The organism is Amycolatopsis heterodermiae (assembly GCF_034929455.1).
Lineage (GTDB): Bacteria > Actinomycetota > Actinomycetes > Mycobacteriales > Pseudonocardiaceae > Amycolatopsis > Amycolatopsis heterodermiae.
On sequence record NZ_JAYFSI010000001.1, the window covers coordinates 827,764 to 840,556 of the forward strand.

At 71.2% G+C, this 12,793-nt stretch carries 12 protein-coding genes and 1 riboswitch; of the genes, 3 read left to right on the forward strand and 9 right to left on the reverse strand.

Features of this window, described 5'->3' with window-relative positions; all coding sequences use genetic code 11:
* The first annotated feature begins 12 nt into the window (after window positions 1–12).
* Both VA596_RS03985 and VA596_RS03990 read left to right on the forward strand, forming a co-directional pair.
* Window positions 13–336, forward strand: coding sequence for a DivIVA domain-containing protein (locus VA596_RS03985; protein ID WP_323323699.1), 324 nt, complete (start codon window positions 13–15; stop codon window positions 334–336).
* A 180-nt stretch (window positions 337–516) separates the two neighbouring features.
* A complete protein-coding gene (locus VA596_RS03990; RefSeq protein ID WP_323323701.1) occupies window positions 517–870 on the forward strand; it encodes a DivIVA domain-containing protein in 354 nt (117 codons plus the stop codon).
* Between the two features lie 61 nt (window positions 871–931).
* On the opposite strand, the gene VA596_RS03995 is transcribed toward VA596_RS03990, so the two are convergent.
* Genes VA596_RS03995 through VA596_RS04015 form a run of 5 tightly spaced genes read right to left on the reverse strand, consistent with a single transcriptional unit; the run spans window position 932 to window position 6,363 of the window.
* Window positions 932–2,620, reverse strand: a complete 1,689-nt coding sequence (locus tag VA596_RS03995; RefSeq protein ID WP_323323703.1) for a fatty acyl-AMP ligase — start codon at window positions 2,618–2,620, stop codon at window positions 932–934.
* A gap of 53 nt (window positions 2,621–2,673) precedes the next feature.
* Entirely contained in the window at window positions 2,674–4,440 is a 1,767-nt protein-coding gene (locus VA596_RS04000; RefSeq protein ID WP_323323705.1) for an ABC-F family ATP-binding cassette domain-containing protein, read from the reverse strand.
* A gap of 4 nt (window positions 4,441–4,444) precedes the next feature.
* Complete coding sequence (locus VA596_RS04005) at window positions 4,445–4,852, reverse strand: ASCH domain-containing protein (RefSeq protein WP_323323707.1); 408 nt, start codon at window positions 4,850–4,852, stop codon at window positions 4,445–4,447.
* A complete protein-coding gene (locus VA596_RS04010) occupies window positions 4,849–5,811 on the reverse strand; it encodes a 4-(cytidine 5'-diphospho)-2-C-methyl-D-erythritol kinase (RefSeq protein ID WP_323323709.1) in 963 nt (320 codons plus the stop codon). Before VA596_RS04010 ends, VA596_RS04005 begins: the two co-directional genes overlap by 4 nt.
* A gap of 9 nt (window positions 5,812–5,820) precedes the next feature.
* Window positions 5,821–6,363: a TetR/AcrR family transcriptional regulator gene (locus tag VA596_RS04015; protein ID WP_323323711.1), complete on the reverse strand. Its 543-nt coding sequence runs from the start codon at window positions 6,361–6,363 to the stop codon at window positions 5,821–5,823.
* 106 nt (window positions 6,364–6,469) lie between these two features.
* Here VA596_RS04015 and VA596_RS04020 point away from each other — a divergent pair, with 106 nt between their 5' ends.
* Window positions 6,470–7,867 (forward strand): DHA2 family efflux MFS transporter permease subunit, encoded by a 1,398-nt coding sequence (locus tag VA596_RS04020; RefSeq protein ID WP_323323713.1) that lies wholly within the window; start codon window positions 6,470–6,472, stop codon window positions 7,865–7,867.
* A gap of 64 nt (window positions 7,868–7,931) precedes the next feature.
* Here the strand turns inward: VA596_RS04020 and VA596_RS04025 are convergent, their stop codons facing one another.
* The 4 genes from VA596_RS04025 to VA596_RS04040 all read right to left on the reverse strand — a co-directional run bounded on the left by VA596_RS04025 (window position 7,932) and on the right by VA596_RS04040 (window position 12,561).
* A complete protein-coding gene (locus VA596_RS04025) occupies window positions 7,932–8,945 on the reverse strand; it encodes a methionine ABC transporter ATP-binding protein (protein WP_323323715.1) in 1,014 nt (337 codons plus the stop codon).
* A 207-nt stretch (window positions 8,946–9,152) separates the two neighbouring features.
* Window positions 9,153–9,243, reverse strand: a riboswitch (SAM riboswitch).
* Window positions 9,244–9,380: 137 nt separating this feature from the next.
* Complete coding sequence (gene rsmA / locus VA596_RS04030; RefSeq protein ID WP_323323717.1) at window positions 9,381–10,220, reverse strand: 16S rRNA (adenine(1518)-N(6)/adenine(1519)-N(6))-dimethyltransferase RsmA; 840 nt, start codon at window positions 10,218–10,220, stop codon at window positions 9,381–9,383.
* Window positions 10,221–10,229: 9 nt separating this feature from the next.
* The gene (locus VA596_RS04035) at window positions 10,230–10,577 is read right to left on the reverse strand and encodes a hypothetical protein (RefSeq protein WP_323323719.1); all 348 of its coding nucleotides are present in this window, start codon (window positions 10,575–10,577) and stop codon (window positions 10,230–10,232) included.
* A 553-nt stretch (window positions 10,578–11,130) separates the two neighbouring features.
* On the reverse strand, window positions 11,131–12,561 hold the full coding sequence (locus VA596_RS04040; RefSeq protein WP_323323721.1) for a transglycosylase family protein: 1,431 nt from the start codon (window positions 12,559–12,561) through the stop codon (window positions 11,131–11,133).
* Window positions 12,562–12,793: the final 232 nt, after the last annotated feature.

Sequence of the window (12,793 nt, forward strand, 5' to 3'; positions counted from 1 at the left end):
CAAGGTGAAGCCATGACCCCTGACGAAGTCCGGGCGATCGCGTTCGGCAAACCCCGGTTCGCCCGTCGCGGCTATGACGAGGACCAGGTCGACGCCTTCCTCGACCTCATCGCCGAGGCGCTGGCCGGGCGGAACATCCTGACGCCCGACGACATCCACTACGTCGAGTTCACGATCATGCCGCTCGGCGCGCGCAGCTACGACCAGGCCCAGGTCGACCTCTTCCTCGACGAGGCCGAAGAGGCACTGGTCCGGTTGCGGAAGCCGCCGCCTCCGCCGCCGGTGGCCGGGGAACGGCGTCCCGAGGGCACCCGGAAGTGGTTCGGCCGGAGCTGAACCCCCAGGTCGCAGTGTGAAACCCGCCACATGGCGCTCGGTAGTCCCGCTCACTCGATGGCGGGCGCGAGGCTGCCCGTCGGGGTGAGCTTGGGGTCTGCCCCTTCCGGGGGAGCCTGTTCACGGGTTAGGACGGTGTACGGAGTTCGCACCGCCAACCCCGGAATCGGAGAGAGTTCCATGTCGTTCACCGCCGAAGACCTCACCGAGGTCTCTTTCGGTAACGCCCCGATCGGCCGCCGTGGCTACGCCAAGCACGAGGTCGACGAGTTCGTCCGGCGCGTCGCCAAGACGTTCGCCGAGGAGGACGACCTGACCGCCGCCGAAGTGCACCACGTGCTGTTCTCGAAGCCCCTGATCGGCAAGCGCGGGTACGACGAGCGCGAGGTCGACGAGTTCCTCGACGCGATAGAGGACCAGCTCGCCGCCCGGACGGGCCGGGCGCCGGACCTCCCGGGCGCGCGCACCGAGCACGAGGCGACGGCGGAACGCGCCACCCCACCGGCTCTCGCCGAGCACCTCCAGCAGCGCTAGACCGTCACTTTCACGTGAAAGTGCCGCCTCCAGGTGGGCACTTTCACGTGAAAGCGACGCGTCAGGCGTCCGCGTTCTTCTTGATCCTGTCCGCGAACTGGGTGGCCGTGGCCGCCCGCTTGACCTTGCCGGACGGCGTTTTCGGCAGGCTGCCCGCCGGCAGCACGACCACCGCGTACGGCCGCATGTCGACGGCGTCGCGGACCCGGGCCGACACCTGCTTCACCAGGTTCTTCTCGGCCTCGGCGTCCCCCGCCAGCTTGGACTCCAGGACGACGGCGAAGCGCTCGCGGCGGCTGCCCGCGTCGAGCCGCACCGCCACCGCGTTGCCCGCGCGCACCCCTTCGACCGACGTCGCCGCGCGCTCGATGTCCGTCGGGTACAGGTTGCGGCCGCCCATGATGATGACGTCCTTGCGGCGGCCGCAGATGACGATCTGGCCGTCGATCAGGTAACCGAGGTCGCCCGTGTTGAGCCAGCCGTCGGCGTCCTGGGTGTCGAGCGGGCCGTCCATGGTCAGGTAGCCGGGCGTGACGGCCTCGCCGCGCAGCCGGATCTCGCCGACCTCGCGCTCGCCGAGCCGTTCGCCCTTGTCGTCGACGATCTCCGCCTCGAGCCCGTCCAGCGGGCGGCCGAGCACCGCGAACGAGCGGACGCCGTCGGTGCCGCGCCGCTCGTCACCCTCGGGGACGGGGACGGCGCGGTTGTCGGCCTCCAGCGCGTCGGCCTCGACGACGTCCAGGGTGAGGCCGGTGAACAGCGGCGCGAACGACACCGCGAGGGTCGCCTCGGCCATGCCGTAGGCCGGGAACACGCACTCGGCGGGCATCTTGAACCGGGCGCCGGCGTCGACGAAGGTCTGGACGGCGGACTCGTCGACGGGCTCGGCGCCGTTGAGGGCGATCCGCAGCGTCGACAGGTCGTACTCGTCGTCGTTTTCGACGCGGGCCATCCGGCGGCCGACGATCGCGTAGGCGAAGTTCGGCGCGGCCGTGGTCGTGCCCTTGTACTTCGTGATCAGCGCGGGCCAGATCAGCGGCCCGGTCAGGAACTCGACCGGGGTGATCTTGACCAGCTCGACGCCGAACGTCATCGGCACGGTCAGGAACCCGACCATCCCCATGTCGTGGAACGTCGGCAGCCACGAGACCATCACGTCGGTGTCGAAGTCGAACTCCGCGCGGTCGACCATGGCCTTGACGTTGGAGTACAGGTTGCCGTAGGTGATCCGCACGGCCTTCGGGTCGGCGGTCGACCCGCTGGTCAGCTGCAGCAGCGCGGTCTCGCCCTCGTCGGTGACGACGACGTCGGCGAGCGGCTCGGCGCCGGCCAGCTCGTTGATCAGCTTGAAGCCGATGCCCTTCTCGGCGAGCACGGGGGCGAGCTGGTCGAACGGCTCGCCCAGCAGCACCAGGTCCGACCCGATCATCCCGAGCACCCGCACGGTGTCCTCGGCCCACTCGGCGAGGTCGGTCCGCGGGGTCGGCTGGTGCAACATGGTGACGCTGCCCCCGGCCAGCCACACGGCCTGCACGGTGGGCGCGATCAGCACCGGCGCCGCGGCCAGCACCGCGACGGCCCCGCCCCGTTCGAACCCGCCGGCGACCAGGCCACCGGCGATCCGCCGGGCCTGCTCGTGCACCTCGGCCCAGGTCCGCCGGACCGGCTCCTTCGGCTCCCCGGTGACCATGCCACGCTGCTGACCTCGCCCCGCCGCGGTGGCGACGAGCGTGTCCACGAACCTGCTCATGGCCAGAGATTACTGTCTCGCTGTCAACATCCGCCGACCAACGCGGAAACCGGTCATTCCAGCAGCTCGGAAGTCTCCAGCCAGCGGGCCTCGACGTCCTGGATCTCGGACTGGACGCCCTTCAGCTGGGCGTTCAGCTCCATCAGCTTCGCCGGGTCCGTCGCCGCCTCGAGCAGGGACGCGTGGAGCTTCTCTTCCTTGGAGTGCAGCTGGTCCAGCTTGCGCTCCAGGCGTCCCAGGTCCTTCTGGGCCGCGCGCAGGTCCGCCGCCGACTTCTTGGCCTCGGTCTTCGCCGCCGTCGGGGCCGTCGCGGCCGCCGGTTCCTTGGCCAGGGCGCGGCGCTTCAGGTACTCCTCGATGCCGCCCGGCAGGTGCGTGATCCGGCCGTCGCCGAAGAGGGCGACGATCGTGTCGCAGACGCGTTCCACCAGGTACCGGTCGTGCGAAACCACGATCATCGTGCCCGGCCAGCCGTCGAGGAGGTCCTCCAGCTGCTGCAGGGTGTCGATGTCCAGGTCGTTCGTCGGCTCGTCGAGGAGCAGGACGTTCGGCTCGGCCATCAGCAGCCGGCACAGCTGCAGCCGGCGCCGCTCGCCGCCCGACAGGTCGCCGACCGGCGTCCACTGGCGGGCCTGCGGGAAACCCAGCTTCTCGCCCAGCTGCGACGCCGTCATCTCCTGCTTGCCGAACACCACGCGCCCGGCGACCTGCTCGATCGCCTGCAGCACGCGCAGGTCCGCGGGCAGGTCGTCGAGCTCCTGGCGCAGGTGCGCGAGCGCGACGGTCTTGCCCTGGATCCGGCGCCCGGTCGAGCCTTCGACGTCCCCGCCGAGCAGCTTGAGCAGCGACGTCTTGCCCGAGCCGTTGACGCCGACCAGGCCGATCCGGTCGCCGGGGCCGACCCGCCAGGTGACGTGGTCGAGCAGCGTCCGGTCGCCGACCTGGTAGGTCGTGTCCTCCAGCTCCAGCACGGTCTTGCCGAGCCGCCGCTTCGCGAACGCCATCAGCTCGACGGTGTCGCGCGGCGGCGGCACGTCGGCGATCAGCGCCTCGGCGGCGTCGATCCGGTAGCGCGGCTTGGACGAGCGCGCCTGCGGCCCGCGGCGCAGCCACGCGAGCTCCTTGCGCGCCAGGTTCTGCCGCTTGTCCTCGGCCGTCGCGGCCAGCCGCGCCCGCTCGGCGCGCGCGAAGATCCAGTCTGCGTAACCACCTTCGTAACTCTCGACGCGGCCGTTGGCGACCTCCCACGTCACACTCGCGACGGTGTCGAGGAACCACCGGTCGTGGGTGACGACCACGACCGCGATCCGCCGGGTCAGCAGGTGGTCGGCGAGCCACTGGACACCTTCGACGTCCAGGTGGTTGGTCGGCTCGTCGAGCACGACGAGGTCGAGTTCGCCGGTCAGCGCGGCGGCCAGCGAAACCCGCCGCCGCTCGCCACCGGAGAGGTTCGCGGTCGGCGTCTCGAGCCCGATCGCCGTGATGCCCAGGCCGTCCACAATGGACCGGACGCGCGCGTCGGCGGCCCATTCGTGCTCGGCGCCGTAGCGTTCGAGCACGACCTCGCCGACGCTGCTGCCGTCCGGGAGCTCGGTCCGCTGGGTGACCACGGCCATCCGCAGGCCGCCGACGTGGCTCACCCGCCCGGAATCCGGGTCGGCGAGTCCGGAAAGGACTTCGAGGAGCGTGGTCTTGCCGCCACCGTTGAGGCCGACGACACCGATGCGCTGCCCGGCCGCGACGCCCAGCGAGACGCCGTCCAGCAGCGGCTTCACCCCGTAGGACTTGCTCACCGCCTCCAGGTTGACCAGGTTGGCCATGCGCTCAGCCGATCCTTTCCACAAGGGTGAACCGGGTCGCCACGATCGGGGTCGTGTCGTCCACGGTGAATTCGGGATCCTTCAGCTCGGCGCGCACTTCGGCCGTGTGCCAGAAGGAGGTGTGGTCCGCGCGCCATCCGGCGACGGTGGTGAAGCCCTCACCCTCACCGACCGCGTGCGCGAGGTCCACTTCGGAGAGTGGAATGACCCGCACTTCGCGGATCTCGATGATCGCGACGCCCTTGTCCGCGGAGTCGACGACCAGTTCGCGCTCGCCGGCCACCGGCGGCGCTTCGCCTTCGGCTTCGTAGCCCGCGAGCAGCGCGGAGGTCGTCGTCTTCGTGCCGTCGAGGATCGCCGCGACGAGCTTGTCCCGCAACGGTCCCGGAAACGCGAACTCGGCGCGCCTCACGCGTGCACCCGCGGCGGTGCCGGGCGCGGCGCGTCGTCGCCGCCGACCACCCGCGCTCCCGGGACCGGGCCGTGGGCCACGCGGACCGTGCGGCACACCCCCGCGCCCGACAGCTCGGCCGCGACCTCGACCGCCGTCTGCGCGTCTTCGCAGAGGAACGCGCACGTCGGGCCGGAACCGGAGACCGTGCCCGCGAGCGCGCCCGCGTTGACGCCGGCGCGCAAGGTGCGGCGCAGCCCCGGGCGCAGCGACACCGCGGCCGCCTGGAGGTCGTTGCCCAGCAGGAGCGCCAGCTGACGCGGGTCGCCCGAGGCCAGCGCCTCGACGACCGGGGTGTGCGAGCCGATCCGCGGCGGGTTGCCCTCCGCGCGCAGGCGGTCCAGCTCGCCGAACACCTTCGGCGTCGACAGGCCGCGCTGGTCGAAGGCCAGCACCCAGTGGAACGTGTGGCGCGACAGCACCGGGACGAGCTGCTCACCCCGGCCGGTGCCCAGCGCCGTGCCGCCGTAGAGCGCGAACGGGACGTCGCTGCCCAGGCCGGCGGCGATCGCCGCGAGCTCGTCACGGGTGATTTCGAGGTTCCAGAGCGAGGCGAGCCCGACGAGCGTCGCCGCCGCGTCGGCGCTGCCGCCCGCCATGCCGCCGGCGACCGGGATGCCCTTGCGCAGCACCACGCGCACCTTCGGCTCCCCGGTGCGGCCGACGTGCGCGGCCAGCGCTTCGACGGCGCGCCAGGCCAGGTTCGTGGCGTCGGTCGGGACCGTGCCCTCGCCTTCGCCGTAGATCTCTAGGCCCGGGTCGTCGGTGACCGCGACGGTCACCTCGTCGGTCAGCGACAGGGCCTGGAACACGGTCACCAGTTCGTGGTAACCGTCTTCACGCAGGTCGTCGACCGCCAGGTGCAGGTTGACCTTGGCCGGAACCCGGACGGTGACTGGGGGCGGGACTACAGCGAGCACCCGACCAGCCTACGTGCCCGCACCGGCCGGCTTCCCGCCAGGAGAAAGGACGTCGAGCGCGACGGCGAGCGCGATGTCCGGCGGCGTGCCCGGACCGCCCTCGGCGCTGTTGAGCTGGACGGCGACCAGGGCGAGCCGGGCCCGCAGGTCCGACTCGGGGTCGGCCGAACCGCCGCGGAGCCGTTCGTGCAGCCGCAGCATGCGGTCCGCGAGCCCGGCACCGGCCGCGATGGCCTTCAACGCCGACGTGTTGCGCTGGACCAGGCCCATCACCGGGCCGAACCGGGTCTCGACCAGCCCGGCGTACGCGGCGAGCAGCTCGGCCGGGCGCGTCTCGCGCTCGAGGAGGTCGTCGAGCGCGGTCCCCCAGTCCTCGAGGAGGCTCGAAACGATGTCCTCCTTCGTGCGGAAGTGGTAGTACAGCGCGGCTTTCGTGACGTTCAGCCGCTCGGCGATCTCCCGCAGCGAGCTGCCCTCGTACCCCTGCTCGGCGAACAGTTCGAGCGCGACGCGCTGGATGCGTTCGCGCGTGTCGGTGCGCCGCCCGGCCATGCTCCACCCCTTCAACTTACTTGACGGCCGACTAGCAATGGCTTACCTTCGGCATTGCTTGTCGGCCGACAGGCAATGCATCCGCAGCTTACCCCGGGGGTCTCCCATGACGACAACCGCGCCACCGCGCGCCGCGAGCCGCTGGCTCGCGCTCGCCGCGCTGGGCCTGGCCCAGCTCATGGTCGTGCTCGACACGACCGTCGTGAACATCGCCCTGCCCTCGGCGCAACGCGCGCTGGGGATGTCCGACACCGGCCGCCAGTGGACGATCTCCGCGTACACGCTGGCGTTCGGCGGCCTGCTCCTGCTCGGCGGGCGGATGGCCGACCGGTTCGGCCGCCGCACGACGCTGCTGGTCGGCGTCGCCGGGTTCGCCGTCGCCTCCGCGCTCGGCGGCGCGGCGCCGTCGGCCGGCTGGCTGATCGCCGCGCGCGCCGCCCAGGGGGTGTTCGCCGCGCTGCTCGCGCCGTCGACGATGTCGCTGCTGACGCTCACCTTCACCGACCCGCGCGAACGCGGGAAGGCGTACGGGATCTTCAGCGCGATCATGATGTCCGGCTCCGCGCTCGGCCTCACGCTCGGCGGCGCGCTGACCGAGTTCCTCGACTGGCGCTGGTCGCTCTACATCAACGTCCCGCTCGCCGTGGTCGCCGGGCTGGGCGCCTGGTTCGCCGTGCCGGCCACGGCCGGGCACCGCGAGACGAAGCTGGACTGGACCAGTGCGGCGCTCAGCTGCGGCGGGGTCGTCGTGCTCGTGCACGCACTGTCCGAAGCGGCCACCTCCGGCTGGAACTCGTTGACCGTACTGGGTTTCCTGGGTTTGGCGATGGCGCTGCTCGGCGCGTTCGTGGTCCGGCAAGGCCGGCACCCGCACCCGCTGCTGCCGCTCGCGGTGGTGCGCGACCGGGCCCGCGCCGTCGCGTACCTGACCGTCGGGACGGCGTCGTTCGGCGCGTTCGGGATGTTCCTGTTCCTGACCTACCAGCTGCAGGTGGTGATGGGGTACGGCGCGCTCGCCGCGGCGCTGGCGTTCCTGCCGACGTTGGGCGCGAACCTCTTCGCGTCGACCCAGCTGTCCGGACGGCTCCTGGCGCGCTTCGGCCCGCGTCCGCTGCTGGCGGGCGGGCTGTTCGTGCTCGCCTGCGGGCTGCTGCTGGCCGTGCGGCTGACGCCGGACGCGTCGTACGCCGCGGTGATCCTGCCGATGCAGCTGCTGCTGGGCCTCGGCGCCGGGCTGTGCATGCCGGTGGTGCTGAACGTCGCGACCCGGGACGTCGGGGCGCGAGACGCTGGAGCCGCGTCGGCGTTCGTGACGACGTCACAGCAGGTCGGCGCATCTTTGGGAACGGCGACGCTCAACACGATCGCCACCGCGGCGGCGGCCGGGCTCACGACGTCGGCCGCGATCGTCCACGGCTACACAACAGCCGCGGCTTGGGCGGCGGCCATCGTCGGCGCCGCCGCCCTCGCCGCGCTTCTCCTGCTCCCGCGCGGCAGCCGCTGAAAGCCGTGAAGGCCACGTTGAGGGACTCTGAGTCCCTCAACGTGGCCTTCACGGACAATCGGGGTCAGGCTGCGGCGACGCCCTGGGGGCCGCGCGCGGTGTGCGTCACGTGGCCGCCGCGCTCGGCGACCCACGCCAGCGCCGCGTCGGCCCGCTCACCGCGGACGCCCAGGCGGAACCGGCCCACCGGGGTGTCGCCGATCCGGGTCAGGCCGCCGCCGATGGTGGCGAACTCGACGTCGAAGCGGCCCGCGGCCTCGGGCAGCAGCGCGCCGACCGACGCGAAGCCGACCAGCACGACGTCGACCGAGCGGTCGTAGCGCGACGCCTGCGAGCGGGTCGTCTCGATGGCGGGCAGCAGCGCCTGCGCGGTGCGGCTCGTCGGGTTCGAGACCAGGTCGAGGACGGTGCCGCGCTCGACGACGGTGCCGTCTTCGAGCACCGCGACGTCGTCGCAGACGCGGCGGACGACACTCGCGTCCGGCGTCGTGACCACGATGGTGACGCCCAGCTCGGCGCGCGCCCGGTCGAGGACGGTCAGCACCGCGCCGGCCTCCTCCGGGTCGATCCCGGCGGTCGGGTCGTCGGCGAGCAGCACCGCGGGGGCCGCGGCCAGCGCCTTCGCGACGGCGACGCGGCGGAGCTGCCCGGCGGTCAGCTCGCCCGGACGCTGCGCGGCGCGCGGGGTCAGGCCGACGAGGTCGAGCAGCGAGCCGACCTTGCTGCGGCGCTGCGGGCCGTCGACCCCGAGCTGCTCCAGCGGGGAGGCGATGTTGCCGGCGATGGTGCGCTCGGCGATCAGCTCGGGCTTGGTTCCGACGACCCCGAGCTGGCGGCGGATCTCGCGGAGCCGGCGGCCGTCGAGGGTGCCGGTGTTGAGGCCGTCGAGCCGGACGACACCGCGGTCCGGCCGCTCCTGGAGCGCGATGCACCGGGCGAGGACGGACTTGCCGGACCCGGCCGGGCCGACCACGCCGAACAGTGAGCCGGCCTGGACGTCGACGCTCACGTCGCGCAGCGCGACGACCGGATTTCCGTTGAGGGCAAAGGACTTGGACAGGTTTTCGACGGTGATCACGAAGGCTCCAGAAAACGGGGCGCGTTGCTGTACGCGTCCGGCCGCAAGCGAGTTTCCGTCCTCTATGGACGGTGCATGAAGAAGAGGTGTGACGGGTCGATCAAGCTCAGTTGGAGCGTCGACATGCGGTCACGGAGCGGCGACCCTCGTCGACTACGCGGCGTTTGGTCAGCAGCAGCGGGCGAGCAACCCTCTTCATCGGGACGGCCTCCATCGGTCCTGGCGGTAGCACCTGCCCTGCGGAGGGTGGTTGCTGCGACTTCGGCGAGCCAGGTCTCTCAGTCGCTCGGGATGGACGTATTGAGTAAAACCGATCCCGAGGAGCGAACGCAAGCCCGTTGGGCCAGATCACACGAGTGGAGGTGTCCGAATCGCGGGATCAGCACTCGCGAGGGCGTATTTTCACGCGCCGAGACGGCGACCAGTGCAGACGCGTCAGCGAACGGCGGCGAGACGGGCGAAGGCGTGCACGTCCAGCTGCTCACCGCGGGTCTTCGGGTCGATACCGGCGGCGACCAGCAGTTCGCCGGCCCGCTCGGCCGACCCCGCCCAGCCGGCGAGCGCGGCGCGGAGGGTCTTCCTGCGTTGTGAGAACGCGGCGTCCACGAGGCCGAACAGCCGATCCCGGTCCTCGGACGCCGGCACGTCACCGCGTTCGAAGGCGACGAGCGCCGAATCGACGTTCGGCACCGGCCAGAACACCGAGCGTGGCACGGCGGCGACCTTGCGTGCCGGGCCGTACCAGGCGAGCTTGACGCTCGGGACGCCGTAGATCCGGCTGCCCGGGCCCGCGGCCATCCGGTCGGCGACCTCGGTCTGGACCATCACGAGGCCTGACCGGAGGGACGGCAGCTCCGCGAGCAGGTGCAGCACGACCGGCACGGCGACGTTGTAGGGCAGGTTGGCCACGAGCGAGGTGGGCGCGGCGGGCAGGTCGTCCTTCGCGACGCGCATGGCGTCGGCCTCGACGACGTCCAGCCGCCCCGCGGCGTCCGGCCCGCGCTCGGCGACGGTCTTCGGCAGGCGTTCGGCGAGCTTGGGATCGATCTCGACGGCCACGACCCGCGCCCCGGCGGCGAGCAGCCCGAGCGTCAGGGAGCCGAGCCCGGGCCCGACCTCGAGAACGACGTCGTCCGGCCCGACGTGCGCGAGCTCGACGATCCGCCGGACGGTGTTGGGATCGTGCACGAAGTTCTGCCCGAGCTTCTTCGTCGGCCGCACATCGAGCTCGGCCGCCAGCCCGCGGATCTCGGCAGGTCCCAGCAGTTCAACCACCGGGTGAGCTTACCCAGCGTGGTCCGGCAACCCCGCGAGGGCAGCGGTCGCCAGCTCGCGCATCCGCTGCCAGTCCGGTTCGGCCGCGAGAGCTTCGGGCGTCCAGAGGTGCGCGTTGACCTCGCCGCTCATCCGCGTGAGCAGCCGATCAAGCTCGGCGAGGGTCGGCGCGGCCTCGCCGTGGCCGCCCCAAGCGCCGATGACCTCGTAGAAATCGCCGAACTCCAAGGCGAGTTCGTCTGCGCAGCCGGGGATGCCGATCTCGCGCAGCCACGCCTGCTGCCGCTCGGCGGGCCACGCCAGCCGGTCGACCGCCTCGCGGAAGTTCCGAAGGTGGTTCCGCTGGTAGTCCTCCACGGCCCCAGTCTGACCAGGTCCCGAGGCCGGAGCACCCGAATTTCCCGCGCGCGAGGGGTCGGCTCGCGCACCCAAAGGTCGGTTCGCGTGATTGAAGGGTCGACACGCGTGATCAAGAAGCCGACACGCGTGATTGGACAGTCGACACACGTGCACGCACGCGGACCCAACGTGATCAGAACCCGCAACTCACGTGATTGGAGACGGATCACGCGTGATTCGAGGGGCATCACGCGTGACTAGGCAGGCATCTCGCGTGATTGGAGGGGCATCACGTGTGATTGGGCAGGCATCTCGCGTGATTGGAGGGGCATCACGTGTGATTGGGCAGGCATCTCGTGTGATTGGAGGGGCATCTTGCGTGGTTGGGCGGGCATCACCGTGATGCCCCGGCAGACACGGGTGATGCCCCTCGGCACACGCTTGATGCCTCGGGGATCACGCGTGATGCCCCGGGGATCACGCGTGATGCCTCTCCAGGTGCGCGAGAGGGCTTGGCTGGACGCGAAACGGCCCCCGCTGGGAGGCGGGGGCCGTTTCGGGGAAAGAAAAATCAGGCCTTCTTGCCGCAGACCGGCCAGGCGCTGTAGCTGCCGCCACGTCCGGCCTTGACCTTCTCCGCGATCGCGATCTGCTCTTCGCGCGAAGCCTGGCTCGGCAGCGCGGCGTACGCGGAGCCGCCGTAGGCGTTCCAGGTCTGCTTGTCGAACTGGAGGCCGCCGTAGTAGCCGTTGCCGGTGTTGATGGCCCAGTTGCCGCCCGACTCGCACTGCGCGATGCGGTCCCACGCGGAACCGTCGCCGATGTCGGGGGTCGCGGCCTTCTTGGTGCCGACGTGGGTGATCTTCGGCTTGGCCGGAGTGATCACCTGCTCCGACATCGACTGGCGCGAGACCTCTTTGCCGTTCTTCTGCGTGACCTTGTAGGTCACCATCTTCTCGCCCGGCGTGCCCGGGTCCTCGACCTGGGTCTTGCCCTTGTCGAGGTCCGGGTCGTCGACCTTCTGCTCGGGCGGGGCGATGGTCTCCTTCTGGTTGACCATCGAGACGCCGGTCCGGCTGATGTGGACCTCGGCGCCGTCGGTCAGCTTGACGTCCAGGCCGCCCTCGGCCGCGTCCTCCGGGCCCAGGGTGAGCTTGTACTCGCCCAGGAACTCCTTCGTGGTGACCGCGGTCGTCGTGACCTGCTTCGGCTCGTTCGCACCGTCGAAGAGCGTGAGGTGCTTGAGGGTCTTGATCTGGACGGTCGCGCCGTCGAGCGGCAGTTCGCCGTCCTTCGGCATCGACATCCAGGTGCCGGCCTGCTCGGCCTGCTTCATGCCGAGCTGGGTGAGCGCGTCACCGAGGTGCGTCGCGCGGACCCACGAGGTGTGCTCCGCGCCGTCGACGACCAGCTTCAGCTGGCGGCCGCGCTCGAGCTTGATGACGCCGCCGTCGCCGACCTCGGCCTGCGGGGACGGGGAGAGCGAGTCGTGCGCGCCGACGGACAGGCCCGCGTCCTCCAGCACTTCGCCGACGGTGTCGCCGAACGAGTGCACGGTGGTCTGCTGGCCGTCGACGTCGACGGTGACGCTCTTGTTCATCGCCAGCGCGGCCGCGCCGCCACCGGCGACACTGATCATGACGCTGAGGACGGCGCCCTTGAGGAAGCGGCGCTTCCAGACCTTGGAGGTCGCCCGGATGCTCTCGTCCATCGCGGCGCGCTTGGCCTGCGGGGACGCGGTGCGGTCCGCCTCGATCTCGTCCGGGATGACGATCGGGGGGAGGAAGGTGGTCTCCGCGTTGATGAGGCGGATCAGCTCGTCGACGTCGACGTCGATCTCGGCCATCATCGCGTCGGCGTCGGGGCCGAGCGCGGCGAGGATGTCCTGCTGCGTGATGTTCGGGTCGTCAGAAAAGTCGAGCTGGCCGTACGCGGTGTCCTCGAAGTAATTGCGGTCGAGGACGGCGGCGGAGCGTGCTCCAGCCTGTCTGCTACCTGTCACCGGGTCGTTCCCTTTCCCAAGACGCCGTTCGGGGCGGCGTCTTTACGTCTGGGCCCGCAGCCGGCGCCATCGTCACGGTCCCGGTCGTACCAACCCGGTTCCGCTTCCCCGACGTGCACTGACGTGACTGAGGGCGTAACAGCCGGCAACTGCATGGTGCAGTACCGACCGGCACGATCACGGGACAGTAACGGGTCCCGCCGGGTTGCGCAAACACCCCCCGGAGTGTCGT